General features: G+C 67.0%; 21 protein-coding genes. 10 read left to right on the top strand and 11 right to left on the bottom strand.

The genetic code is table 11. From position 1 onward, the window contains the following. Window positions 1-12: 12 nt before the first annotated feature. From WBL06_RS03785 to WBL06_RS03740, 10 genes are all read right to left on the bottom strand, one after another. Entirely contained in the window at window positions 13-3,198 is a 3,186-nt protein-coding gene (locus tag WBL06_RS03785; RefSeq protein WP_424454644.1) for an HAD-IA family hydrolase, read from the bottom strand. Beyond that, the gene (locus WBL06_RS03780; protein ID WP_424454643.1) at window positions 3,195-5,603 is read right to left on the bottom strand and encodes a phosphoketolase family protein; all 2,409 of its coding nucleotides are present in this window, start codon (window positions 5,601-5,603) and stop codon (window positions 3,195-3,197) included. The genes WBL06_RS03785 and WBL06_RS03780 overlap by 4 nt, the downstream gene beginning before the upstream one ends. Before the next feature lie 246 nt (window positions 5,604-5,849). Next, window positions 5,850-8,384, bottom strand: coding sequence for a heavy metal translocating P-type ATPase (locus WBL06_RS03775; protein ID WP_424454642.1), 2,535 nt, complete (start codon window positions 8,382-8,384; stop codon window positions 5,850-5,852). 28 nt (window positions 8,385-8,412) lie between these two features. Next, window positions 8,413-9,909: a multicopper oxidase family protein gene (locus WBL06_RS03770; RefSeq protein WP_424454641.1), complete on the bottom strand. Its 1,497-nt coding sequence runs from the start codon at window positions 9,907-9,909 to the stop codon at window positions 8,413-8,415. Between the two features lie 204 nt (window positions 9,910-10,113). Continuing rightward, entirely contained in the window at window positions 10,114-10,974 is an 861-nt protein-coding gene (locus tag WBL06_RS03765; protein WP_424454640.1) for a F510_1955 family glycosylhydrolase, read from the bottom strand. Window positions 10,975-11,037: 63 nt separating this feature from the next. Continuing rightward, window positions 11,038-11,655 carry a DUF305 domain-containing protein gene (locus WBL06_RS03760; protein ID WP_424454639.1) on the bottom strand — a complete coding sequence of 206 codons (618 nt, stop codon included), beginning with the start codon at window positions 11,653-11,655 and terminating at the stop codon, window positions 11,038-11,040. Between the two features lie 90 nt (window positions 11,656-11,745). Next, window positions 11,746-12,123 carry a DUF6153 family protein gene (locus tag WBL06_RS03755; RefSeq protein WP_424454676.1) on the bottom strand — a complete coding sequence of 126 codons (378 nt, stop codon included), beginning with the start codon at window positions 12,121-12,123 and terminating at the stop codon, window positions 11,746-11,748. 162 nt (window positions 12,124-12,285) lie between these two features. Beyond that, window positions 12,286-12,621 (bottom strand): metal-sensitive transcriptional regulator, encoded by a 336-nt coding sequence (locus tag WBL06_RS03750; RefSeq protein ID WP_424454638.1) that lies wholly within the window; start codon window positions 12,619-12,621, stop codon window positions 12,286-12,288. Beyond that, window positions 12,593-15,340: a heavy metal translocating P-type ATPase gene (locus WBL06_RS03745; RefSeq protein ID WP_424454637.1), complete on the bottom strand. Its 2,748-nt coding sequence runs from the start codon at window positions 15,338-15,340 to the stop codon at window positions 12,593-12,595. Before WBL06_RS03745 ends, WBL06_RS03750 begins: the two co-directional genes overlap by 29 nt. A gap of 155 nt (window positions 15,341-15,495) precedes the next feature. Continuing rightward, window positions 15,496-16,914 (bottom strand): hypothetical protein, encoded by a 1,419-nt coding sequence (locus WBL06_RS03740; RefSeq protein ID WP_424454636.1) that lies wholly within the window; start codon window positions 16,912-16,914, stop codon window positions 15,496-15,498. A 312-nt stretch (window positions 16,915-17,226) separates the two neighbouring features. Here WBL06_RS03740 and WBL06_RS03735 point away from each other — a divergent pair, with 312 nt between their 5' ends. The 10 genes from WBL06_RS03735 to WBL06_RS03690 all read left to right on the top strand — a co-directional run bounded on the left by WBL06_RS03735 (window position 17,227) and on the right by WBL06_RS03690 (window position 24,900). Then, complete coding sequence (locus WBL06_RS03735) at window positions 17,227-17,655, top strand: hypothetical protein (RefSeq protein WP_424454635.1); 429 nt, start codon at window positions 17,227-17,229, stop codon at window positions 17,653-17,655. 208 nt (window positions 17,656-17,863) lie between these two features. Further along, a complete protein-coding gene (locus tag WBL06_RS03730) occupies window positions 17,864-18,532 on the top strand; it encodes a TlpA family protein disulfide reductase (RefSeq protein ID WP_424454634.1) in 669 nt (222 codons plus the stop codon). Next, the gene (gene lgt, locus WBL06_RS03725; protein ID WP_424454633.1) at window positions 18,529-19,410 is read left to right on the top strand and encodes a prolipoprotein diacylglyceryl transferase; all 882 of its coding nucleotides are present in this window, start codon (window positions 18,529-18,531) and stop codon (window positions 19,408-19,410) included. The genes WBL06_RS03730 and lgt overlap by 4 nt, the downstream gene beginning before the upstream one ends. Beyond that, window positions 19,407-21,062: a cytochrome c biogenesis protein ResB gene (gene resB, locus WBL06_RS03720; RefSeq protein WP_424454632.1), complete on the top strand. Its 1,656-nt coding sequence runs from the start codon at window positions 19,407-19,409 to the stop codon at window positions 21,060-21,062. Before lgt ends, resB begins: the two co-directional genes overlap by 4 nt. Beyond that, a complete protein-coding gene (gene ccsB / locus WBL06_RS03715) occupies window positions 21,059-22,003 on the top strand; it encodes a c-type cytochrome biogenesis protein CcsB (RefSeq protein ID WP_424454631.1) in 945 nt (314 codons plus the stop codon). The genes resB and ccsB overlap by 4 nt, the downstream gene beginning before the upstream one ends. A 36-nt stretch (window positions 22,004-22,039) precedes the next feature. Beyond that, window positions 22,040-22,309, top strand: a complete 270-nt coding sequence (locus tag WBL06_RS03710; protein WP_424454630.1) for a hypothetical protein — start codon at window positions 22,040-22,042, stop codon at window positions 22,307-22,309. A gap of 8 nt (window positions 22,310-22,317) precedes the next feature. Then, complete coding sequence (locus WBL06_RS03705) at window positions 22,318-22,965, top strand: DUF3105 domain-containing protein (protein WP_424454629.1); 648 nt, start codon at window positions 22,318-22,320, stop codon at window positions 22,963-22,965. Between the two features lie 24 nt (window positions 22,966-22,989). After that, complete coding sequence (locus WBL06_RS03700; protein ID WP_424454628.1) at window positions 22,990-23,712, top strand: cytochrome c biogenesis CcdA family protein; 723 nt, start codon at window positions 22,990-22,992, stop codon at window positions 23,710-23,712. Further along, window positions 23,709-24,134 (top strand): hypothetical protein, encoded by a 426-nt coding sequence (locus WBL06_RS03695; RefSeq protein WP_424454627.1) that lies wholly within the window; start codon window positions 23,709-23,711, stop codon window positions 24,132-24,134. The genes WBL06_RS03700 and WBL06_RS03695 overlap by 4 nt, the downstream gene beginning before the upstream one ends. 241 nt (window positions 24,135-24,375) lie before the next feature. Then, window positions 24,376-24,900 carry an AAA family ATPase gene (locus WBL06_RS03690; RefSeq protein ID WP_424454626.1) on the top strand — a complete coding sequence of 175 codons (525 nt, stop codon included), beginning with the start codon at window positions 24,376-24,378 and terminating at the stop codon, window positions 24,898-24,900. Window positions 24,901-25,296: 396 nt separating this feature from the next. Here WBL06_RS03690 and WBL06_RS03685 read toward each other — a convergent pair whose 3' ends face one another. Further along, window positions 25,297-25,836, bottom strand: coding sequence for a hypothetical protein (locus tag WBL06_RS03685; RefSeq protein WP_424454625.1), 540 nt, complete (start codon window positions 25,834-25,836; stop codon window positions 25,297-25,299). Between the last annotated feature and the right edge of the window lie 139 nt (window positions 25,837-25,975).

The raw sequence follows: 25,975 nt of genomic DNA, 5'->3' as shown, positions 1-25,975 counted from the left end.
GACGTGCCTTTCTCATCGATCGCCGCTTCGCTGTGACGGTGACAGCGGGAACTCGTAGGACTGGCCCCCGCCGAGCGTCACCTGTGACGTTCCGGCGGAGAATCGGATGGGCTCGGCCGGACTGGGAAGCAGGTGCAGTCGCAGGGATTGGTGATCGAGGTCCACGTCGATCCGGTGCCCCCGATAGGCGAAGGGGAAGCGGACTCTCGCCAGCCGTGTCGGCAGCCGCGGTGTGAACTCGATCTGATGCGAGGCCAGGTTCAGGCCGGCGAACGACCGGGCGATCAGGTCGACGGAGCCGGCCATCGCCCCGAGGTGGATGCCTTCCCGGGTCGTTCCGCCCTGGGTGTCATCGAGGTCGGCGATCAGGGTCTCCCGGAAGAGCGCCCACGACCGTGATTCGTCGAGTCCGGCGAGCACGGAGGCATTCACGACTCGGCTCAGTGTCGAGCCGTTCGAGGTGCGGTCGAGGTAATAGTCGACGGTGCGCACGAGATCGTCGTGCGAGAACGGGTAGCCGAGCCTCGCCAGCTGTCGTCGTACTCCCTCCCGGCCGAGCAGGTAGACGAGCATGACGACATCGGGCTGCTTGGCGAGCTTGTAGCGATTGGTGGCGTCGTTCTCGGATTCGAGGATGAGGTCGAGGCGACCGATGTTGCCGTATCGCTGCCGGTAGTCGGCCCAGTCGAGTTCGAGGAGGCTCTCATACCCGTCGAATTGGCTGAGGATCCCGTCGGAATGGATGGGGACGGCGAGCCGTCGGCTCAGCTGCGCCCACCGGGCCATCTCATCGGGGTCGATGCGCAGACGGTCGACGACGTCGTCGCGAGCGTGGCCGGCCAGCTCATCGAGAGTCTCACCGGCGCGCTCGCAGACCCAGGCGGCCATGACGTTCGTGTAGGTGTTGTCGCGGACTCCGTCCCCCGGCGCGTCCGGGTAGCCGTCGTGGTACTCGTCGGGCCCCATGACGCCCGTGATATGAAAGCGATCTGTCGCGGCATCGTGCACGGCGGAGGCGGCGAAGTACCGGGCGACCTCGATGATCAGTTCCGCGCCACGGTCGGCCAGCCAGTCGCGGTCGGCGGTCACCTGGAAGTACTGCCAGGCGTTGTACGCGACCGCAAGTCCGACGTGCCGCTGGCGACTCGAGTTGTCGGGCATCCAGCGGGCTGAGCGCGGGTTGTACAACGTGTCGGGTGTCTCCTCCCGGCCGTCGCTGCCGCTCTGCCAGGGGAATAGTGCCCCCCGTAACCCTGCCGCCCGCGCCGCGCTGCGGGCCGCGTCCAACCGGTGCCATCGGTAGTCCAGCAGGGCTCGAGCCACATTCGGCAGCCGGAGACCGAGCACGGGAAGTACGAACAGCTCATCCCAGAAGACGTGCCCTCGGTAGCCCTCGCCGTGTAGACCGCGGGCGGGCACCCCGGCATCCAGCTCGGCGGTGTGCAGCGAGAGGGCCTGAAGCACGTGGAAGACGTGAAGGTTCAGCACGAGCCGGCTTCGCGGGTCGGCATCGATCGTGATGGCGAAGCGCTGCCAGAGACGCTCCCAGGCCGCCCGGTGACGATCGAGCGCGCCCTCGGTGTCTCCGGCGTGGTCGCGAAGTCGCGTGACCGCCGCCAGCTCGGGCGACGCGATCGCGGCGTCGCGGGAGGAGAAGATCGCCGCCGTCTTGGTGAGCGTCACCGGCTCGCCGTCCGCGACGGCGAACCCTACCGAGCGGCTATATCGACGCCCGCTCCTCGCGCTCGGTTCCTTCCAGACGCCGTCCGCTCCGGCGAGACGCAGGTGGACCGCAGTGGCGATCCGGATCCGGCTCTGCCTGGTCTCCACCGCGCAGAGCAGGATGTCGTCGATGGTCGTGAACGTCGGCGAGCTCAGATGGGTCGTATCGGAACCACGGTAGGCGGCGACGTTGGTGTTGCGAACCCCCGCGTCGATGCCCGCTCGGAGGGTGACCCGGCCACCCCATCCGCGCGCGACGAGAGTGGTCTCCAGCACCGCCAGGTGCGGGTCGTCCATCGAGACGAAGGACCGTTGGACGACGTTCAGGTGATTGCCGCGCGGGCCCACGAGTGTCGCGGATCGGGTCGAGATTCCCGACCGCAGATTCACCTCACGTCGTTCGTCGAGTGTCTCGACTCGCCCACTCGACCACCACGGACCCCCACCGATCCGAATGTCCAGCGGAAGCCAGTTGGGCAGGTTGACCAGGTGCTCCTCCTCGAGGCTCCGGTCGTGAATGGTGCTGACGAGGCGGTTATAGACCCCCGCCAGATACGTCCCGGGATAGTGCGTCCCGTCGTCGGCGAACTCGGGGCGGGCGCCCCGCGTGGCCAGGTATCCGTTGCCCAGGGCGGTCAGCGCTTCGCGGTGTCCCTCGTGGGCCGGGTCGAACCCGTGATACACGAGCACCCACGGATCGGTGGCGGATGCTCCCAGGTCGAGTTCGCTCACGTCGTTGAGGACGACGTCGGCTCCGGCCGCCTCGAGCTCCTCGCGATGCCCCAGGCGGGCGATCCCGACGACGAGACCGAATCCACCCCGACGAGCCGCCTCGATCCCCGACACGGCGTCCTCGACGACGGCCGCGCGCTCCGGGCGGACACCAAGTCGTCGGGCCGCCTCCCGGAACATCGCCGGGTCGGGTTTGCCGGGAAGTCGGTGCTCCAGCGCGGCCTGGCCGTCCACAACGGTGTCGAACAGGCCCGCGAGTCCGGCGGCCGCGAGCATCTGCTGGGCGTTTCGGCTTGCGGTGACCAGACCGACGGGCACACCGGCGTCGCGGAGCCGGGCGAGCAGCGCCGTCGTCCCGGGGTAGGTGCGCAGGCCGCGCGCATCCAGTTCTGCCAAGAACAGGTCGTTCTTGCGGGCGGCGAGGCCGGCGACCGTCCACATGTCAGGAAGGTCGTCAGGCTTCCCCGGCTCCAGGGTGATTCCGCGGGCGCCCAGATAGGCGGTGACGCCGTCTTCGCGGCTTCGGCCATCGACGTACCGACGGTAGTCGACGACGGGATCAAAGGTGCGCTCGGGATCGGCCACCCGAACCCGCGGGTCCTGCAGCACCTGGTCGAAAAGCTGCTTCCAGGCGGCGGCGTGGATCCCCGCGGTATCGGTGACCACGCCATCCATGTCGAACAGCACCGCGTCATAGACCGTGTCGACACGATGGGTTCCGGGAAGGCGGGGCACCTCGTTCATCTGAGCGGATCGACCGGGAGGAGCGGTTCGCGGTCAATCTCCTCCCACGTCCAGTCGCGGATCTCGGGCATGTCCTGCCCGTTCTCGCGGATGTAGACACGGTGCCGGATGAGGGCCTCGGTCAGGTCCTGCCGCACCTGCACGGACGCGTCGTGCAGCCGGGGAACCCGGTCGATGACATCGATGGCCAGGTGGAACCGGTCGATTTCGTTGAGCACGCACATGTCGAACGGGGTGGTGGTCGTGCCCTCCTCGCGGTAGCCGTGCACGTGCAGGTTGCCGTGTCCCGCGCGCCGGTAGGTCAGCCGATGGATCAACGAGGGGTAGCCGTGGTAGGCGAAGACGACAGGCTTGTCGGTGGTGAACAGCGCGTCGAATTCCTCGTCGGACAGTCCGTGGGGATGCGCGCGCGCGTCTTGGAGGCGCATCAGGTCGACGACATTGACGACACGAATGCGGAGGTCGGGGAGCGCCGCACGCAAGATCGAGACAGCCGCGAGGGTCTCCAGGGTCGGAACGTCGCCGGCGCAGGCCATGACGACGTCGGGTTCCTCGCCTGCGTCATTGCTTGCCCAGTCCCAGACGCCGAGGCCGTTCGTGCAGTGCTCGATCGCCTGCTCCATCGTCAAGAACTGCAGCTCGGGTTGCTTGCCGGCCACGATCACGTTGACGTACTGGCGACTGCGCAAGCAGTGATCGGCCACCGACAGCAGGGTGTTCGCGTCTGGCGGCAGGTACACCCGGACCACGTCGGACTTCTTGTTCACCACATGGTCGATGAACCCGGGGTCCTGATGCGAGAACCCGTTGTGGTCCTGCCGCCAGACGTGCGAGGTGAGCAGGTAGTTCAGAGAGGCGATCGGGCGACGCCAGGGGATGTCGTTAGCGGTGGTCAACCACTTCGCGTGCTGGTTGAACATCGAGTCGACGATGTGGATGAACGCTTCGTAGCAGGAGAAGAAGCCGTGCCGTCCGGTGAGCAGATAGCCCTCCAGCCACCCTTGGATGGTGTGCTCGGAGAGAATCTCCATCACCCGACCATCCGGTGCCAGATGATCGTCCCCGTCGATGGTGGCGGCGTTCCAGGCGCGGTTGGTCACGTCGAGAACCGCGTCGATCCGGTTGGAGTTGTTCTCGTCGGGCGAGAACACCCGGAAGTTGTCCATGTTGCCGCTCATCACGTCGCGCAACAGAACGCCGAGCGCCCGCGTGGACTCCGCAGTGGAGACGCCGGGACTCGCGACCGGAACCTCATAGCGCCGGAAGTCAGGCATCACGAGGTCCTTGATGAGAAGTCCGCCGTTGGCGTGCGGGTTGGCACTCATCCGCCGCGAACCCGATGGGTGCAGCGTGGCCACCGACGGGACCGGCGCGCCACCCTCATCGAAGAGCTCCTCCGGCCGATAGCTGCGCAGCCACTGTTCGAGGATGGCGCGGTGCTCGTCGTTCTCCCTCGCCTGGGAGAACGGAACCTGGTGGGCTCGCCAGGTTCCTTCCACGTGTTTGCCGTCAACTTCCTTCGGGCCAGTCCAACCTTTCGGAGAGCGCAGCACGATCATCGGCCAGCGAGGTCGTTCGGTGTCGCCGGCGCGCGCCCGGCGTTTGATCTCCCCGATCTCGTCGAGGCAGGCGTCCAAGACCTGAGCGAAATCCTGGTGCATCTGAACCGGGTCGTGACCCTCGACATAGAACGGGGTGTGCCCGAAGCCGCGCAAGAGGTGATCGAGCTCCTCCGCGCTGATCCGAGCCAACACGGTGGGGTTGGCGATCTTGTAGCCGTTCAGGTGCAGAATCGGCAGCACCGTTCCATCCCGAGCGGGGTTGATGAATTTGTTGGACTGCCAGCTCGCGGCCAGCGGCCCGGTTTCGGCTTCCCCGTCGCCGACCACCGCGGCGACGATCAGATCCGGGTTGTCGAACGCCGCGCCGTAGGCATGCGAAAGGGCGTACCCCAGCTCGCCGCCTTCGTGGATCGATCCGGGCGTCTCGGGGGCGACATGGCTGGGGATGCCTCCGGGAAAGGAGAATTGGCGGAACAGCCGTCGCATCCCGTCGGCATCCTGAGTGATCTCGGGGTAGGTCTCGGTATAGGTCCCCTCCAGCCAGGCGGCCGCGACGGGCCCCGGTCCGCCGTGGCCGGGACCCATGACGTAGATCGTGTCCAGGTCGCGCTCCATGATCGCCCGGTTCAGGTGGGCGTAGATGAAGTTCAGCCCCGGCGTGGTACCCCAGTGGCCGAGCAGCCGGGGTTTGATGTGCTCGGGGAGCAGCGGTTCGCGCAGCAGCGGGTTGTCCAGCAGATAGATCTGTCCCACCGAGAGGTAGTTCGCCGCTCGCCACCAGGCATCGATGCGATCGAGGTAGTCCTGATCCACGGCATCTGGAGCGGAAGTCGGATTGTTCACCGGTTCTCTTTCATGCTTCGACGTGCTTGGGGGGTTGCCATCGCATCCTGCGTTCGGGTCCGGCGTCGGAGGTGTCTCAGTTGGAGCAAGCTCACAACGAAGATGAGCAGCTGAATCGCCGACTGCTTCGGGAAGTGGTGACCCGAATGTGGGGATGAAATCGCTGGACACGTGCTGCTGCCTGACACCAGCCCCACGGCGAAGATGCGGCCCTCGACCTCGATTGCTCCGCTTCCCGCGTTCGGGCTAACGGGTAGTGACATCGGCTTCACCCTTCGACCGTTCCACCCGATCACCGGACGCCGCTGCGGAGCGAGACGCGGCGGCGGGCAGCCGAAGCCGCTTGAGGAGGAGGGCGTTGACCGCGACGATGACCGACGATCCGGACATGCTGATCGCGGCGATCTCGGGGCTGAGCATCAGCCCGAAAGCTGGGAAGAACACTCCGGCGGCGATCGGCAGGGCGATCGCGTTGTAGCTGATCGCCCATGTCAGGTTCTGCCGCATCTTCCGCAACGTCCCCTTTCCGATCCGCAGTGCGACGGCCACGTCCAACGGGTCGGAGCGCATAAGTACGACGTCGGCGGTCTCGATGGCCACGTCGGTACCCGCGCCGATCGCGATTCCGAGATCGGCACGGGCGAGCGCCGGGGCGTCGTTCACGCCGTCGCCGACCATCGCCACCCTCTTCCCGGCCTGCTGCAGCTCGGCGATCTTCGCGGACTTGTCTTCCGGAAGGACTTCGGCGATCACGGTATCGATCCCCAACATCGAGGCGATCCGCTCGGCGGTGGGCCGATTGTCCCCGGTGAGCATGACGACTTCGATCCCCGCCTCGTGCAGCGCGTCGATCGAATCCCGTGCGGTTTCGCGCGGTGCGTCGGCGAGCGCGATGACGCCCGCGATGCTCCCGTCGACGGCGAACATGATCGCGGTGCGGCCCCCATCTGCCAGAGACTGCTGCGCGCTTTCCACGGCCGAGACGTCGATGCCCTGTTCGGCCATCAGCCGGGGGTTGCCGAGTACCACCTGCCGACCGTCGACGGTGGCGATCGCGCCCCGCCCCGCGACGTTACGGAAGGCCGACGCGGTGCGGCGGGTGATCTTCCGGCCGTCGGCGTAGGCGACGATCGCTTTGGCCAGCGGATGCTCGGACTCCCGCTCGACGGCGGCGACGAGGGACAACAGCTCGAGCTCGTCCGTCCCGACGGGCAAATAGTCGGTGACCTCGGGCTCGCCCTTCGTGAGGGTTCCGGTCTTGTCCATGACGACGGTGTCGATGCGCGCGGCGGTCTCGATGCCGGTGGCGTTCTTGAAGAGCACCCCGCGCTTGGCCCCGAGTCCCGTGCCGACCATGATCGCCGTCGGCGTGGCCAAGCCCAACGCGTCCGGGCAGGTGATCACCACGACGGTGATCGCGAACAAGATCGCGGTCGGGAGGGGAGCGCCGGTCAGCCACCAGATCAGGAAGGTCAGGCTACCGCCGACCAGCGCCACCAGCACGAGCCAGGACGCGGCGCGGTCCGCGAGCCGCTGCCCCGGGGCTTTGGAGTTCTGAGCCTCCTGCACCAGCTTGACGATCTGAGCCAGCGCCGTGTCCGCGCCGATCTTCGTCGCCCGGATCCGCAACGTACCGACGGTGTTCACGGTGGCGCCGATGACCGCCGAGCCGGGGCCCTTATCCACCGGCAGGCTCTCGCCGGTGACCATCGATTCGTCGATCGCCGATTCCCCGTCTTCGACCTTCCCGTCGGTGGGAATCTTCGCGCCGGGCCGGACCAGCATGAGATCTCCCGGGACGACTTCGTTCGTGGGTATCTCGAGTTCGTTACCGTCACGGATCACCACGGCGCGCGGCGGTGCGAGCTCCAACAGTCGGCGAATGGCGTCGTTCGCCCCACCGCGGGCGCGCATCTCCACCCAGTGCCCCAGCAGGACGAAGGTCGCCAGTACCGTGGCTGCCTCGTAGAAGACATCGCCTCCGCCGCTGAGGGTGACGATGAGGCTGTAGAGCCACCCGGCCCCCACCCCCACCGCGACGAGCACCATCATGTCGAGGGTTCGGGCACGCAGCGCTCGGAAGGCGCCGTCGAAGAAGATCCAAGCCGCGTAGAACATGACCGGGAGTGAGAAGATCAGCGCGACGACGTCATCGCGGAGCCCGAACGGCGCCGGTACCGTGAAGCCGAGCACCTCCCGGCCGATCGGCGAGAACAGCGTGATCGGGATCGACAGGATCAGCGCGACAAGGAACCGGTTGCGCATGTCGCGGACCATCGACTCCATCGACATGCCGCCGTGCCCCCCGCCGTGTCCCATCACCTCCTGCGCGCTCCGCACCGGTGTCGCGTCGGCACCGTGACCGGCGCCCTGACCGGCTTCGTGACCGGCGCCCTGACCGGCTTCGTGCCCGGCGTGCGCGGTGTGGTCCTCGGGAGCTTCCGATGGGCCCGACGCGGCAGAGTGGACGGCAGGGGCAGGGTCGGGAGTAGGCGACGGGTGATGGTCGCCGTGCGACATCGCGTGCGGGTCGTGGGCGGGGTCGCAGATGTGATTCGGGACGGATTGACCCGAGCAGTGGTACCCGCACTCGATAACCCATTGCCGCAGATGAGCTTGGGAGGTGAGTTCGGGATCGTAAGACACGTTCGCCGTCTGCGAGACCGGGTTGGCCTCCACCGCGATCACACCTGGCTGACGCAGCAGGGTCGCCTCCACGACAACCTTCGAGGACGCCCAATGCACGCCGGACACTTCAAGGACGACAGTTCGTGTGCTCATCGTTCGTGGCCTCTTCGTTCTCGTGATCTCAGGTGGCTTGGTAACCGAGGATGGTCATCATCCCGGTCTCGGCGTGGTAGATGTTGTGACAGTGCGCCGCCCAGAGACCCGGGTTGTCGGCGTCGAACTCGACGGTCAGCGACGTGCGCGGGAGCACGATCGAGGTGTCCTTCCGCGGCCCGCCGCCGGCGTGCTGGTAGGTGTGGCCGTGCAGGTGGAACGGATGCCACATGTCGGTGGTGTTCTCGATGCGGAGCCGCACCCGTTCGCCCTGCCTCACCCCGAGTGCGCCATCGAGGGGGTTTGCTGGGTCGAATCGGCGACCGTTGATCGCCCAGTCGTAGGCCATCATCGAACCCGAGAGCTTGGCCGTCAGCTCGCGGTCGACGGTGCGGCTCGGGAACGCGACGGTCGGGTCGGCGGTGAGCGCGTCGGCCATGAGGACCGACCTCGACAACTCGGGGATCGTAGCGGAGGGGCGCGGCGTCTCGCCGGCCCCGGTGCGGACGATCGCGAGCGCCGTCTCGCCCTTGCCCTCCGCGACGGCAACGAACGGGAACACGCCGTCGCCGAGCGTGACGAGCACGTCGTACCGTTCGCCCATGCCGATCAGGATCGCGTCGGTGTCCACCGGGTTCACCGGGAACCCGTCGCTGTGGGTAACGGTGAGCCGGTGACCGCCGAGCGCCACCCGGAACGCCGTGTCGCTCCCGGCGTTGATGATCCTGATCCGCACCCGCCTGCCGGGGGCGCTCGTGAACGTCTCCGGGTCGGCGGGCGGGCGGCCGTTGATGAGGTAGAGCGGGTAGAACACATCGCCGGCGTCGCCGCCGAGCAGGTCTGAGCGAGCACCCATCAGCATGTGACTGCCCGAGCCGCCCATCATTCCCATCATCCCGCCGCGGAGCTCCTCGAGCACCTCGTCCGGGGTGCCCGTCACTCCGTCGAGCCAGTCATCGAGGATGACCACCCACTCGTCGTCGTAGACCAGCGGCTCGTTCGGATCCTCGACGATGAGCGCTCCGTAGAGACCGCGATCCAATTGCGGTCCGACGTGCGGATGGAACCAGTAGGTCCCGGGCTGCGCAGCGACGAACTCATAGCTGAATTCCCCACCCGCGGGGATGGGTGCCTGAGTTGCGCCGGGCACGCCGTCCATGTCATTCCGAAGCGCCAGGCCGTGCCAATGCACGGAGGTGTCGGCCGGGAGCTGATTGCGCACATTCGCGAGCAAGGTATCGCCCGCCGACAGACGGATCGTCGGCGCGGGCACCGACCCGAAGCTCCACGTGTCCGCGGTGGTACCGGCAAGGTCGACTTGGGTGGGAGCTGCGACGAGGTCGACACGGGTGACCCGGCCGGTGCCTCCGCGGGCTGCCTCCACCTGTTGCACCACGGCCCCGGTCGGGGAGAGGAATCGAGGTGGCGTTGAACACGAAGCCAGGGTGATCGCGGCGAGGGTGCCGGATCCGACCGCGAGGAAGCCCCGCCTGGTCAGGCTCGCGTGCTTGATTTCGGAATGCATATCGGTTCTTTCTCGTCGGCCGGTTCTCAGCCAATTTTTGTCGGGTGACTGTTGTTGGGGGAGAGGCGAAAGTCCTACCCTGTCGTCGGCTACCGGGTGCGCGCGGGGCAGACGGGTGCTGATGCTGATGCTGATACGGGCGAGGTCACGGTCGACACGAGGGCTGCGGACCTGACCGCCGCGGTCGAGTCGCCGCGCGGCGCATCAGCTTGTCCACAGCACGGTCCAGGTACCTCCGTCGTCGTCCGAAGCTGAGATGCCGCGGTCGTCGGCGACGATCAGTCGTCCGCTTGTGGGTACGACGAGCATCGCTTGGGGCGTTCCAGAGACCTGACCGCCGGCACTCCACGTTCCGGCTCCCTCGCTTCGGGTCCAGACGGTTCCTGCGGTGTCGATCCCGACGAGGCCTCCGTGTTCCGTTCCTCCGTCGCCGACCAGATAGAGCGGCGGCGAGTCCGGCACGAGGGTGAAGGTCGCGCCCCCATCCCGGCTCACCATGAGGCCCTCCGGGGTGGTCGCGAACAGGGTGTCCGAGTCGCCGGCCGGACTGAGGATGTCGCGAGCGCCGATCGTCGCGACGCTCGTCCAGGAGAGGCCACCATCGTCGCTCCGCTCCACGGTGGAGCCGGCTAGCCCGTAGATCCTGCTGACCCGGGATTCGCTGATCGCCAGGTCGTGGAAGTCGGTCGTGCCGACCAGCGAGACGTTCGTCCAGCTCGCCCCACCGTCCGCCGAGCGGATCAGCCCAAGGCTTGGGCTGCCGAACGTGGCGGGCGTCGACGGGCCCGGATGGCCCGACGCGTAGGCGACGTCGCCGACGAGCGTGAAACCCATCGCATCGATGTCGAGGTCGCCGACCGGCCCGGTGACGGCGGCGGGGGTCTCTTGGATGTCGAGCCGGAAGACGCCGCCGTGCGTGGCGACGACGAGCGCATCCTGTCCCGAGTCGAAGGCGAGCCCGTGAATGTGGGTGAGTGCCGCCGGAGCGGCATCTTGAGGCGATGCGACCGCGCATCCGGCGAGGGTCATCAGGACGAAAGCGGTCGCGACAAGTCGTGCGCTCATGGCTGTCATCTCAGGCGATGTGAGGGTCAGGGGGCAGCCGTGTGCGACCACCCCCTGACGAACTCACAGCTGCGCGAGAAGCTCCTGAATCTCGGCGATCTCCGCCGTCTGGTCGTCGATGATCGTCTGCGCGAGTTCGAGCGCGGCAGGGTTCTCACCGTTGTCCAGTTCTTGCTGAGCCATCGCGATGGCGCCGGTGTGGTGCTGGACCATCTGCTCGAGGAACAGCTTCGAGGCCTCGGAGCCGGTCGCGGCTTCGAGAGCGGCCATGTCGTCTTCCGACATCATGGCCCCTCCGCTGTGATCCATTCCTTCCATTCCGCCGATGTCGGAGCCCACGCCCCATGCTTCCAGCCACGAGGTGAGGAGATCGATCTCGGGCTGTTGAGCGGCTACTATCCGCTCGGCCAGGGCGACGACTCGCGGGTCGACGCCCTCCTTGTCGAGCACCATGGAGGCCATCTCGACAGCTTGTTCGTGATGAGGGATCATGCCACTCGCGAACGTTTCATCTGCGGCGTTGAAGGTGGTGTCGATAGGCGCCGAGGAGGGCGAGGCGCTGCTCCCGCCTTCCATGCCTTCCATTCCTTCCATGCCGTCCATTCCAGCCATGGAACATCCGGCGAGTACGAGTGCGATGGCGAGCGCCGTTGAGGCGATCGCTGCGGTGCGAAACTTCATGATGGTTGCTTTCTTTCAGTTGAGTCGATTCGGATTTGGGCGCGCGGATGCGCGCACAGGCACGCCTGCGTGACCGCAGGCTGGGCCGAATCACGTTCTACTGATGGAAAGGGCTATCAGAGAGGGCGGGACTGGGAGCGCTGCCCGCAGGGCGGAGTGCAGCACTCGGCCACCGGACCGCAGTCTCGCCAACCAGCGCGTGACGTAGGGCGCTGCCGCGAATGCCACGGAGGCGAGGATGAGGGCGAGAACGCAGATCATGAAGCCCATGGCGTGCATCGGCTCACAGCCAGATGTGCCGCAGTCACCCGATGTCGCGGGCGGTTCTGCAGAGCGGGCGGCCGCACCCGCTTGGTGCTCCATCGACGATACCGCCGCAGCCGGGATGTGGGTCGTTTCGTCAGGGCTGAAGGGGTGCATCGCCAGGAGGCCGACGACGACCGCGGCGATGCTGAGGAGACTCAGCATCGCCGTCCGCACCGCCGCGGTGCGCGGGTATGCGGCCGCTCGAATCGCTGAAAGTGTCACCATCCCACTCCTAGCGTAGCTGCGTTACCGTCAGATCGCCTGAAGCCACCGTCCGTCTCGATGGCAGCGAGGACCGACTGGCACCCTCCGAGCGCACGGGGCTTACGACCGCACCAGTCGCGCGATCGCTGCGGTGGCCTCGCGCAGCTTCTCCTCCGCGACCGGGCCACCTTGTGCGGTGGCTTCGGCGACGCAGTGCGTGAGGTGATCCTCCAGGAGCGCAAGCGCCACCGCCTCGAGTGCCTTGGTGGTGGCCGCGACCTGAGTCAAGACGTCGATGCAGTAGGTGTCGCCATCGACCATTCTCCCCAGCCCACGGACCTGGCCTTCGATCTTCCGAAGCCGACTCAGCAGCGCATCCTTGTTGCCGATGTATCCGTGCGTGCTGTGATCCACTGTCGGCGAGTGTTCAGTGTGCGGCATGTTGCGGGTGGCCATAGCGGTGCGGATCTGCATCGAAGGTGTCGGCGCAGCCGGTGGAGCAGAAGTAGAACGTCGTGCCGTCGTGCTCGCGCGTCGTCGCGGCCGTCTTCGGGTCGATCTTCATGCCGCAGACCGGGTCGGTGACAAGAGTGGTGTCGCCGGTCGTGTGCTCGGTGTGGTGTTCCATGGAATGTTCCTCATCTGATTTCTGGTTGCCGATCTCGACCACCGGGTCGGTGGTCGAGGCCGCAGCCGACGTGGCCACGGGCTTGGGGGTGAACCGGCGCAGCCGGCTGGAGTTGGTGACGACGGACAGCGATGACAGGGCCATCGCCAGGGCGGCGATCACCGGGCTGAGCAGCAGCCCGAACGCCGGATACAGCACGCCCGCCGCGAGGGGAATGCCGACCACGTTATACCCGAACGCGAACACGAGGTTCTGCCGGATGTTGCGCATCGTGGCGCGGGACAGGTCGATCGCGGTGACCAGGCCACCGAGGTTCCCTGAGATCAGGGTGATGTCGGAGGCCTCGATGGCCACGTCGGTTCCGGTTCCGATTGCCGAACCGACATCAGCCTGAGCCAGCGCGGGGGCGTCGTTGATGCCGTCCCCGACCATCCCGACGACCCGCCCTTCCGCTTGGAGGCGTCGCACCTCGCTGGCCTTGTGCTCGGGCATGACCTCCGCGACCACCCGTCGGATGCCGACCTGACGCGCGATCGCGGCAGCGGTTGCGCGGTTGTCGCCGGTCATCATCACGACCTCGATCCGGCGGGCTGCCAGCTCGGCGATGGCGGCGATCGAACCGTCCTTGATCGTGTCCGCCACGCCGACCACGCCGGCCGGCCGCCCGTCGACGGCGACAAGCATGGGGGTCTTGCCGTCGGCGGCCAGCGCTTCCATGCCCGCGGTCAGGCTCGAGGCGTCGACGTCGGCCGCAGCCAACAGCCGCGCGTTGCCGACGAGCACGGTCTTGCCATCCACGTGGGCGCGCACGCCTTGGCCGGTGATCGACTCGAACGTGCGTGCCCGCGGGATGCCCAGGCCGCGGCTTTCCGCGCCGGCCACGATCGCGGTCGCCAGCGGGTGCTCCGAGTCGCGTTCGGCGGCGGCGATCAGCGCGAGCAGCGCATCGGCGTCGAATCCGTCGGCCGGGAACACGTCGGTCAGGATCGGGGTGCCGTTGGTGATGGTGCCGGTCTTGTCCAGCACGACCGTGTTCACCTTGTGGGCGGTCTCGAGGGCCTCCGCGGAACGGATCAGGATGCCGTGGCCGGCGGCCTTGCCCGCCGCGACGGTGATGGACAACGGGGTGGCCAGCCCGAGCGCGCACGGGCAGGCGATGATCAGCACGGCCACCGCAGCAACCAGGGCATACACTCCGGCCGGCGGCGGTCCGATCAACCACCAGACGGCGAACGTCCAGATCGCGATGGCGATGACCGCCGGGACGAAGTAGCTGGAGACCTTGTCGGCCAGACGTTGGATCGGGGCCTTCGAGCCCTGCGCCTCACGGACCAGCCGGATGATCTGCGCCAGCATCGTGTCCGCCCCGACCTTGGTCGCCGCGTAGCGGAACGAGCCGGTCTGGTTGATCGTCGCGCCGATCACCGTGTCGCCGGCGGACTTGACCACCGGGATCGGCTCTCCGGTGATCATCGCCTCATCGACCGCGGAGCTGCCTTCTGTCACCTGGCCGTCGACCGGGAGTTTCTCGCCCGGGCGGATCACCACGACGTCGCCCACCACGACGTCACCGACCGGGATCTCCAGCTCGCTGTCACCGCGGACCACCCGTGCGGTGCGGGGCTGGAGACCGATCAGGGTGCGGATCGCCTCGCCCGTGCCGGCCTTGGCCCTGGTCTCGAGGAGGCGGCCGAGCAGGATCAGGGTGAGGATGACGCCCACCGCTTCGAAGTAGACCCCGCGTGCGTCGGCGGGCAGCACCCAGGGGATGAAGGCGGCCACCAGGCTGAATCCGTATGCGGCGATCGTGCCCAGCGTGATCAGCGAGTTCATCTCGGCCTGCCGGTTGGCCAGTGCCAGCCACCCGGTGCGGTGGATCGGCCACCCGGTGTAGAACATCACCGGCGTCACCAATAGGAATTGGAACCACGGTGCGAGCAGCAGCGGCGGCATCCATGAGGCCCCGAACACGTCGTGGGCCATCACCGCGAGGAACACCGGCAACGTGAGCACCGCGCCGACGATCACCCGACGGCCGAGGTCGGCGATCTCCTTGGCATGCTCCGCAGCCTCCTGGGCACCGTCGTCGTCCATCGCGTCGGCGATCGACCCGGTCGTGCCCGTCTCGTCGACGGTGGGCGCTTCGAGCACGGCGGTCGCGGTCCGCGGCGCGTCAGCCGATGCGGGCACGACCCTGACCGTGCCGTGCAGCATGTTCATTCCGCACGCGAAGCCGAAGTCACCGACCTCATCCGGCATGAACTCCACGGCGGTCGTCGCGTAGGCGGGCAGGCCCTGGTTGACCTTGAACTCCGGGAGCACGACTCGGGAGGAGCACTCGCCGGCCTCCTGCCGGTCGAAGAGCAACCGGGTGCGAACGCCCTGCACGACCTCGATCACGCTGGGCGAGTAGCCACCCCTGACCGTGATCGTCTGCACCTGGAGATCGCCTTCGACCGTGGCGCGTTTCGACGCACGCGGGGCGAAGAAGTACCACGCCAACAAGCCGGTCAACAATACAGCTGCGACCACGACGAACACACTCACGGCGTCACTCCTTCTGTCGGTCGGCGGCGAAGCGCCAGACCCCATCCTCGACTATACCCTGTGGGGGTATAAGTCGTGGAGTGGCGGCGATATTCCGTCAAGCACGGGAATTCGATGTCGGCCCCGCGGCGGACCAAGACCTCGCGAAGAAGAGTTCACCGCCGAGTCGTCGTCGCGACCGCCCGTCTGCGGGTGACTGACGCCCCGGCCCAGATCAGTAGGGCAGCGCCCAGGCCCAGCAGGAGTGCACCGACAAGGATCTGTCCGGGCGGCGGAGCGACCGCACCCCCGACCGGTTGGTACAGGTCGCGGCGCTCAGTCGTGGTCGAGGCGAGCATCTGATCGACGGGCAACCACACTTCAAGCGTTCGCCCCCGGTCGGTGAACTGGGCGTAGACGAACCACAGGCCAGGTTGCGGCAGCTGCACCGACCCTGAGAAGCTGCCCGCGCGCTCGGCGCTCGCCGACAGCGGTCCGGCAACGGACTCACCGGCACGACGTGCCACGACTCGGACCGGGGTCGGGCTCTCCGCTGTTTCGGATTCCAGGTCGGTGACGGACACCGCTACGAGGCCGGCGCCCTCGCCGGAGACCGTGATCGTCGCGGTCCCGAACGAAGCCCCTTGTCCCGGGTCGTGGGCCTGGGCGGGTGACGGCTCGGGCGCGGCCACCAGCGACACCACCAGGAGCAACCCGGCGAGACCCGCGCCCGCGACCCGGCGCCGCCTCACCGCCAGGAGCACTGCAGTTGCAGCCAGAACTGCTCCGACGACCACCAGCGACTGGGCGACGGGGACGAGTCCCACGCTGCTGAGGCCGGTCACCGACGCGGCGACGTGCAGGATGCCGATCGCCGCTGCCGCCAGGATCCACCGCCACGGCCCGACGGGGATGGTGAGGGCGAACAGCCCCACCAGCGCCAGAGGTGCATCCGGCGCAATCCAGCCCACCGCCCCGAGGGCGGCCAGCACGATCATCCGAAACGCGAGGTAGCCGGCGACGGCAGCCGGGAGCGCACGCCGGTCCGCCGTCAGCGCCGTGATGACCCACGCCGTACCCAACGCGGTGGCGATGAGCAACGGCAGATAGAACACCTCGGCGAATTGGGGGACATCGGTGTCGTACTCCATGACCACGATCTGAGACGCGCCGAGAAGGGCGGCACCGAGCGACGCGCGGGCCGCCAGCCCGGCGCGCGCATCCAGCCCGATCAACAACGCCACCAGAAGGACGATCGTGGCGATGACCGAGAGCAGGTGCGGAGGCGACCACAGGACCGCGTCACGACCGAAGGCGTTATGCCAGAAGGCGTCCGCGGGAGCAGCGACGACCGTGGCCGCGGCCGCCGCTGCGGCGAGTGCGAAGCCCGGGGTGCTCAGGAGGGCGCGCAGCGAGCGCCCGTGCCGCAGCACCCGGATTCCCCAAACGGCCAACACCAGCCCCACGAACACGATGGACGAGTACAGCAGCAGGTGCGGGGGGATCAGGGCGCTGTCGCGGCCCAGAGTGGTGTGCCAGGCATCGTCCCAATAGGCGGAGAGAAGGCCGGCGCCGGCACCGATCGCCGCGGCCACTGCCTCCCTCCCGTTCAGTCCCGGTTCCGTGACGTGACGGTCAGACTCCGACAACATGTTCTCCTCCCCGACGTGGGACCGAGACCGCCGACGAAGGCGTCTCGCGTATACCCTAGTGGGGTATGGGACGGATGTCTCGGTCGCCGAGGCAGGATCGGATTGCTGGACGCTCGGCGATTCGCGATCGCCCGCGATCGCCGCAGGTCTCCGGAGCTCCCGGACGGCGTCGGCGACCGGGGTGCCCGACTATGATTCTTAGATCGACAGGGCTCCGGAGATCGTCGGGAGGCCCGGGAGGTGCGGATGACGAGTGTGACCACGCACGCTGACCGGCGCGTGCTGCGCCGGCTGGCGCTCGGTGTGCTCGGTGTTGCCGCCCTCGTCGTCTGTCTGCTGGCCCTCAACCACGGGGCCGGCTACTCCGCGAGCGGTTCAAGCAAGGTGGCCGTGGCGGCGCAGACGGCACCGTCGCCCGACCAAGTCACGACCTCGGCCCGCGATCGAGGCACGCCCCCGCTGAGCCGCGAACCGTGCGGTGTGGCGTGCGCGCCGACCCTGGGGGTGGTCGCCGTGGCGTGTCTGCTGGTCGTGCAGGTTGCCGTGGCACTCCTCGTCGCCGACCTGATCCTGACCCGTCGCAGTTTGCTCCATCAGATCCTTGTCGATCTCGCCGCCAAGGCGGCTGCACTTGCGCCGCCCGCGCCGCCTTCCCTCGTCGTGCTCTCGATCAGCCGAACCTGATTCTCTTGACGTACGGTCAACCCAGGGCATGCGGTGCCGATGGGCGCGTTCATCGGTGGAAGCCACGCTGCCGAACCTCGTCGATGTCGAACGACGTGCACCTGTCGCGCACAGGGATATGCTGCCCCGGGCTCGCCATGGGGAGACCGCTTCGCTTGACGATCCTTCATCCTTGACCCGCGGGCGTTCGCGTCCGAGAGAGTGAATCTTGAGTTACTCCGACCCCCGTATCGGCGCCGATCCCCGTCGTCTCGTGACGCAGGCCCATCTACCTGTCGCGATCTCTCGTCGACGGGCACGGGCTGGGCTCATCCTCCTGGCAGCCGTAGCCCTCGTGGCGGCGCTCACCGGGTGCGCGTCCGAGTCCACCGACCTCCGCGATGCCGGAGGCGACTACATCACCGGGACCGGAACCATCACCGAGATCCCCCGTGACGAGCGGGGAGCCCAGATCTCCTTCTCGGGCGAGCTCGACTCCGGCGGCACTGCGGACTCCGACGACTGGCTCGGGTCGGTCGTCGTCGTCAACTTCTGGTACGCCGCCTGCCCGCCCTGCCGCGCAGAGGCCCCCGATCTGGAGTCGCTGTATCAGCAGTTCCTTCCGGACGGCGTCGTCTTCATCGGTGTCGATGTGCGTGACGAAGCAGCCACGGCACTGGCCTTCGCCGAATCCTTCGGGATCTCCTACCCGTCGATCCTGGACACCCGGGGCGGTGAGGTTCAGCTCGCGTTCGCGGGTGAGATCGCTCCGAATGCCGTGCCGACGACGATCGTCCTCGATCGTGAGGGGCGCGTGGCCTCCCGGATCATCGGGCAGATACCCGATCGATCGGTGCTCGAGACGCTGATCGAAGATGTGGTCGGAGAAGAGGGATGATCTTTCCGCAATCAGCCGCGTCCATTCCGAGTCCGGACATCAGCTACATCGATCTCGGCCCGCTTCGGTTGCACTTCTACGCGATCTTCATCCTCATCGGCGTCGTCCTCGCGGTGCTCCTGACGGGGCGGCGCATCCGGGCCAGCGGGTTCACCGGCGGCGAGGCGATCGACATCGCGCTGTGGGCGGTCCCGTTCGGAATCGTCGGCGCTCGCCTCTATCACGTCGTCACCCATCCGGGCGACTACTTCTATCCCGGGGCCGATCTGCTCAAGGTCCTCTATGTCTGGGAGGGGGGAGTCGCGATTTTCGGCGCCGTCGTCTTCGGCCTCGTCGGCATCTGGATCGGCACGCGTCGGACGAAGATCCCGTTCCTGGTCTTCCTCGACGCACTGGCCCCGGGGATGCTCATCGCACAGGCGATCGGTCGCCTCGGCAACTACTTCAACCAGGAACTCTTCGGTTCGCCCACGACGCTTCCGTGGGGTCTGCAGATCGACCCGAGCAGCCCCGCCTTCCCCGCGGGCCTGCCCGCAGACACTCTGTTCCACCCGCTGTTCCTCTACGAGCTTCTCTGGAATCTGGCCGGCGCCGCGACGATCCTGTTGGTCGAGCGAGCCGTCTTCCGCGACCGCAGGCCCCGTCCCGGCACCGGCCTGAGCCTGGGTCTCTACCTCGTGTGGTACGGCATCGGTCGTGCCTGGTTCGAATGGTTGCGCCTGGATCCGACCGAACTGCTGGTGGCGGGAGTGAAGATCAATCTGATCACGGCACTCGCGGCCGCGGTGATCGGCATCCTCATCGTTGTCAACGCGCTTCGAGGCGAGAGGCGCCGTGAACCCGAGCCCGACAGAGCTCTCGTTGGGCAACGCTCATGACTCGGACCGAGGACGCGGGAGCCGCCAGCGGGATCGTCCGGGTGGACCGTCCCGCCGACCACATCGACCAGTCGGAAGCCGCCATGCGCGCCCCGCAGCTCGGACCAGCGGGCTGGGCGCGCTGGGCCTGGCGGCAACTGACCTCGATGCGTACCGCGTTGTTGTTGTTGCTGCTGCTCGCCCTGGCAGCCATTCCTGGGTCGCTGTTTCCTCAACGTAGCGCCGACCCCAACGGGGTCGTCCAGCACTTCGCCCGTGACCCGGCCGGTGCCAGAGTGCTCGACTGGTTCCAGCTTTTCGACGTGTATTCCTCGGTGTGGTTCTCGGCGATCTATCTGCTGCTGTTTCTCTCGCTCATCGGCTGCCTGGTGCCTCGAATCCGTCACCATCTGACAGCGATCCGCTCGTCGCCACCACTGACCCCGAAGAACCTCGGCCGGCTCCCGGCGCACCGGGAGGAGATCATCGACGACGTTCCGGTGGCGCGGGCGATCGAGGAGGCCGAACGGGTACTCAGGTCCTCGCGTTACCGCGTGGTCCGAGTCGACGAAGCGCAGGGGCGGGTCAGCCTGGCGGCGGAACGCGGGTACCTGCGCGAGACCGGCAACCTGATCTTCCACCTCGCGTTGATGGGGATGCTCGTCACCGTGGCGATCGGCGGTGGTTTCAAATACATCGGTCAACGCGTGCTCGTCGAGGGGCAGACCTTCGTTAATTCCCGGTTGGCATTCGACAGCTTCAACGCGGGGCGATTCGTCTCCGACGACTCTCTTCCTCCCTTCTCTTTGACGCTCGACCGTTTCACGGTCAGCTATGTCACCGACAACGTCAACGCTCTCGGTCTTCCTCGTTCCTTCATCGCGGATGTCTCGATCGCTGGTCAGGGCACCGACTCACGCACGAGCGCGACGATCGAGGTCAACAGCCCGCTGTCGGTCGCGGGATCGGAGGTCTACCTGCTGGGGAACGGGTATGCGCCGCGGATCACCGTCCGCGATCCGGGTGGAACCGTCGTCTTCAGCGACACGGTGCCGTTCCTGCCCCAGGATTCCAACCTCACGAGCCTCGGGGTGGTGAAGGTTCCCGACGGACTCAGCCGACAAGTCGGCATGATCGGGTTCTTCTACCCGACCCGAGCCAACAGCTCTTCGGGCGCGTCGTACTCCAGCTACCCCGACCTCGTCTCTCCCGTGCTCACGCTCAACGTCTACGTCGGCGACCTGGGGTTAGACGCGGGGAATCCCAAGTCGGTCTACCAGCTCGATACCTCCGGCATGACCGAAGTCGCCGGCGGCGACTCGGGCGTGTCGGCTCTCGAACTCACGCCGGGCTCACAGACCGAGTTGCCCGACGGTCTCGGCACCGTCGAGCTCGAGGACATCCCTCGATTCGCCTCGTTCGATATCGCCTACGACCCCACGCAGGTTCCGGCTCTGCTCACTTCGATCGCAGCTCTCGTCGGCTTGGCCCTTTCGCTCTTCGTCCCCCGGCGACGGATCTGGATCCGAGCGACGCCACTCGACGACTCCGTCCGACTGGAGTACGGCGGCCTCGCTCGGGGGGACGATCCGCAACTGCTCCCGAGCGTCGAGAGTCTCGCCCGACGCGTCTTCGACCGCTTGACCCCCACGACCCCAAGGGAATCCGCATGACATCTCAGCTCGACCCGATCTCGCTCGTTCTCACCTACTCGGCGATCGCCGTCTACGTCGCCGCGTTCCTCAGTTACGTCTTCGCTCTCGCCGGACACGCCACCAACGCGCGCAGGCAACTGGTGAGCGTCGGAGGGCCGACCGTCAGCCAGCGCGGCGAAGAAGCCCAACCCGAGGCCGCGCCTGACAGTCGCTCGGCGAGAGTCGGCTACGCCCTCACCGCACTCGGCTGGGTTCTGCATCTTGCGGCGGCCGTGGTCCGCGGCGTCGCGGCCGAGCGAGTTCCCTGGGCCAACATGTTCGAGTTCTCGCTCACGGGCACCCTCCTCATCGTCGCGGTGTTCCTCGTCGTGTCCCGCCGAGCGCGCATCCTCATCCTCGGCCCGGTGGTCGTCGGACTCGTGATCCTCCTGCTCGGGGGCGCGACGGTGGCGTTCTATGTGCCCGTGATCCCGTTGCCGCCGGCATTGGAGTCGGCGTGGCTCGTCATCCACGTGCTGGTCGCGCTCCTGGCGACGGCATTCTTCGGAATTGCAGCCGTACTGAGCGTCACCCAGCTCGTCAAAGCCCGTCATGAGAAGCGAAGCGTCCCCGCCGTTCGCACCGCGAGGCTGCTGGACGCGATCCCCGCGGCGGACTATCTGGACCGCCTCGCCTACCGGCTGACGATCATCGGGTTCGCGCTCTGGACGTTCACCCTGATGGCGGGCGCGATCTGGGCGGGACGAGCCTGGGGACGCTACTGGGGCTGGGACGTCAAGGAGGTATGGACCTTCGTCATCTGGGTCGTTTACGCCGCCTACGTCCACGCGAAAGCTACCCGCGGATGGGAGGGCAACCGCGCCGCCTGGCTGTCCATCATCGGCTTCGCTGCGGTGTTGTTCAATTTCGGAGTTGTCAACGTCTTCTTCACGGGCCTGCACTCCTACTCAGGCCTGTGACGCCCCCATCCGCCAACCGAAGAAAGGGAAACCCCAGTGGTTGCCAAGAAAGTCGCTGAAAGCACCCCGAACGAGTTCGAACGCAGTTGGAGGCTTCATCGCCGACTCGTGCGCATCGGCCAGCTGCTCATGATCGCCGGAGCCCTCGTCGCAGCTACCCACTGGCTGGCCCATCTCGAAGCCTTCGGACCCGGGCAACCCCCCGGGTGGCTCGACCTCGTGGCCGGATACCCCACCGGCCTCCTCCTGCTGGTGGCCGGCGCGATCATGGCGGGCCGGAAGCGGCCGTCCAAGCAGACCCGATGAATCCGGCCATGACGTCGGGAAGCGCGAACCTCACGGTCAAGCAGCGCCGGGCGGCCAAACGCGAGGAGAAGCTCGCGAAGCTCCGACGACAGCAGCAGCGGAGCCGCCGCAACCGACGGATCGCCGCGATCTCGATCCCGGTCGCGGTGCTCGCCGTCGTCGCGGCGATCGTGCTGCCCGCGATCCTGATTCCGAAACCGCCCAGCTACGAGGCCGGAGGATCGGGAGCCGTGGTCGAGGGGGTGTCGACGTTCGAGAACGTCTCGACTCACGTCGAGACACCGGTCAGCTACCCCGAGACGCCGCCTGCGGGCGGTGACCACAGTCCGACGTGGTTGAACTGCGGCGTCTACACCGAGCCCGTCCCGGATGAGAACGCGGTGCACTCGCTCGAGCATGGTGCGATCTGGGTGACCTATGACCCCTCGCTGGGTGCGGATCAACTGGGGGTCCTTCGTTCCCAGTTGCCGGCCACCCATGTGATCCTCTCGCCATACGATGAACTCGCCGCGCCGATCGTGCTCAGCGGATGGAACGTCCAGCTAGAGCTCGAGAGCGCCGACGACCCACGAATCGAGGAATTCATCGAGGAGTACTGGCAAGCCGAGAACGCTCCGGAACCCGGCGCATCCTGCACCGGCGGCGTCGACGGATGATCTCGAGAAGGATCCAGGCAGCCCATGGCTGAGGTGATCGGAAGCGGTCAGCTCTGGCTTGCGATCCCGCTCGCGCTGCTCGCAGGGTTGGTGTCTTTCGCGTCACCATGCGTGCTTCCTCTGGTACCCGGATACCTCGGCTACGTCACGGGCTCGTCGGGTGGCGGCTCACGCTGGCGTCCGGTCATCGGTGTCGGCCTGTTCATCCTCGGGTTCGCCCTGGTCTTCGTCGCCTACGGCGCCGCGTTCGGGTCCTTGGGCGGTTGGCTGATCCGCTGGCAGGATCCGCTCACGCGGATTCTCGGCGGGGTGGTCATCCTCATGGGGTTGGTGTTCATCGGAGCATTCCGCCTTTTCCAACGCACCGCGAAGCTGCCGATCACCCCGCGCACCGGCCTTGCCGGCGCCCCGCTACTCGGCGTCGTGCTGGGACTCGGCTGGACTCCCTGCCTGGGCCCCACCTTGGCCGCGATCTCAGCGTTGAGCATCGGCACCGGGTCCGCGACGCGGGGCGCGCTCCTCACCGCCGTCTACTCCATCGGACTCGGCCTCCCCTTCCTGGTCGTCGCCGCGGGCCTCGGCTGGGCGACCACGGCCGTCGCGTTCCTTCGCCGTCACATCCGCGCGATCAATATCGCCGGCGGCCTCACCATGGTGGCGATCGGAGTGCTCATGGTCACCGGCGTCTGGACTGCGATTCTCTATTCCCTTCAGACCCTCATCGGGGGAACCGTACTCCCCATATGAAGCCGATTGCTCTCCATTCCAGACGGCCACGCTGGCCCGTGATCCTCGCAATCGTCGTGCCGCCGGCCGTGCTCTTTGCGGTGCTGATCCCGTCGATCTCGAACCCAGGACCAACGACACAGGACATGTGGGTCGGTGCCACGCCCTTCGGCCCGACCAGCGAAGCTTCCGCCAGCGAGGTCGAAATCATCCATGCGGCCCTTCACGGAATCGCAGCACAGTGCGCGGAGACCGATCCCGACCTGGGCGCGATCGCGGCGCACGTCGACCGCATCATCGAGTTCTCGCACCGGTACCCGGTGGGTCGGTTCCCGATCGACGATGAGACCGCTACCGCTTCATCCCTCCTCCTGGTCACGCGAGAAGCCGTGAAGAGCTGTGCGCCAGCCGAGGTGGACCGAATCGATGCCGCGCGTCAGTAGACCCGCGCGGTCGGCAACGAGGTTGAGCCGGCGTAGCGCTTCGAACCGGGAAGGGATCGGCGAAGACCCGCCGACTTTGATCGTGAAGTGCAGATGCGCGCCGCCGCTCGCGATAGGCGGCGCGCACGGGAATGGCCACCGAACCGATCATGGTGTGTCGGTGCGCGCGGGGCGAGGCGCGCTCGACGTGTTCCGGAACATCCGAGGCTGGTGGAAGGCTTGACCTGGAGAGGACCGATTCATGACCAATTGGTACGTCATCACGGGAGGCCCTAGCTCGGGCAAGACGACGACCGTCGACATGCTGCGCAACCTTGGCCACACGACCACGATCGAACATGCCCGGCACTACCTGGACCTCAAGCGGGTCGAGGGGAAATCCGTCGAGGAAGTACGCGCGCGCCGACGCGAGTTTCAGCACGGAGTTCTTGCCATGCAGTTGGACCAGGAGGCGAGTCTGGACCCCGACGAGATCATCTTCCTCGATCGCGCCATCCCTGACTCGCTGGCTTACTATCGGTTCCTCGACCTCGAGCCCGACGCAGAGCTCCTCGACGCGCTACAGCGTGTCTCCTATCGAAAGGTTTTCATCCTCGACTTGCTGCCCCTCGCTGCGGACTACGCCCGTACCGAGGACGCCGCCGCCCAACTGCGCATCCACACTCTTCTCGCCGAGGTTTACCAAGACCTCTCGACCCCGGTTGTTGACGTGCCGGTTCTCAGCCCGACTGACCGGGTCGCATACATTCTGGATCGGCTTAGCTGAGACTCAGAAGATGTCGCGACGCCGAACTTACGATGGGGCCCGTGAGAGTCGAGATCCTGCACATCGCCGAGTGCCCGAACTTTGTCGAAGCAGGTGCTCGTGTGCGCGCAGCTCTGCGGGCTGCTGGGCTCAGCACGGTCGATGTGAGCTTTCGGTTGCTTTCCAACTCTCAGGAGGCGGCCGAGACGGCGTTCGCCGGGTCTCCGACGATTCTGATCAACGGGTCGGATGCTTTCCCAGGAGGTGTTCGGACAGCGAACCTCGCTTGCCGCGTATATCGAACCCGGTCGGGGTTTGCCGGGGTGCCGACCGTGGAGGAAATCGCGCGTGCTATTCGCGCGTCATCATCGCGGCGCGGTTAGTCAGGCCGGCGATCTTGCCGTCAGACGTTCCAGGTCATGGCTCAGCCCGGGGTTGTTGGGGTGGGCTTGCATACCCCGGTCCGTCGACCGGCTGCGTCGCGCGGCGCGACTTCTCCATCAGGGCGAACAGGCCGAGTACGTCGTCTTTGAGCTGGGTGTGCCCGACGGCATGCCAGTTGGCGTGAAAGTAGTCACTCAGGAATTCGATGATGTGTTCCAACGAGACGGTGTGCCACGCCCTGGTAGCTCTGATGTGATGTGGATTGCCGAATGCGACGGTTCGGATGACATGCCCGGCGGGTGCTACGACACGACCGGTGCGCAGCAGATCGTCGACTAGATCGGCGGCCATGTCTGCTGGGCAGCACCCGAAGCGGGTGAAGGCGGCCTCCAGCACGGCCGGGTCGCGCATGGCAGGGTTGAGGTGCGGCGTACCCTCTTTGACTTCGCCGACGATCATGTCCGCCGCCCCGAGCTCGGCGCCAAGAGCCGAGTCGAGGTCAGTGGCATCGGGGCCGCCATGCGCCTGCGGCTCACGGTGGAGCCTGATCGCAAGAATGTCCAGATCGGTCACCGTTCGCGTGGGGATGTGTGGCGATACCTCGAGAACGGGGTACTCAGCGACGGTGAAGTACCCGTTGATGCGCAGGTACGCCTGAACGAGTGCCACAGCGGTGTCCATTGATCGTGCTCATCTCTCCCAGCGCGTCGCA

It is taken from the genome of Pseudolysinimonas sp., from assembly GCF_049651805.1.
GTDB lineage: Bacteria > Actinomycetota > Actinomycetes > Actinomycetales > Microbacteriaceae > Pseudolysinimonas_A.
The sequence above is the reverse complement of the archived record's forward strand: the minus strand, read 5'-3'. Positions and strand labels throughout refer to the sequence as shown.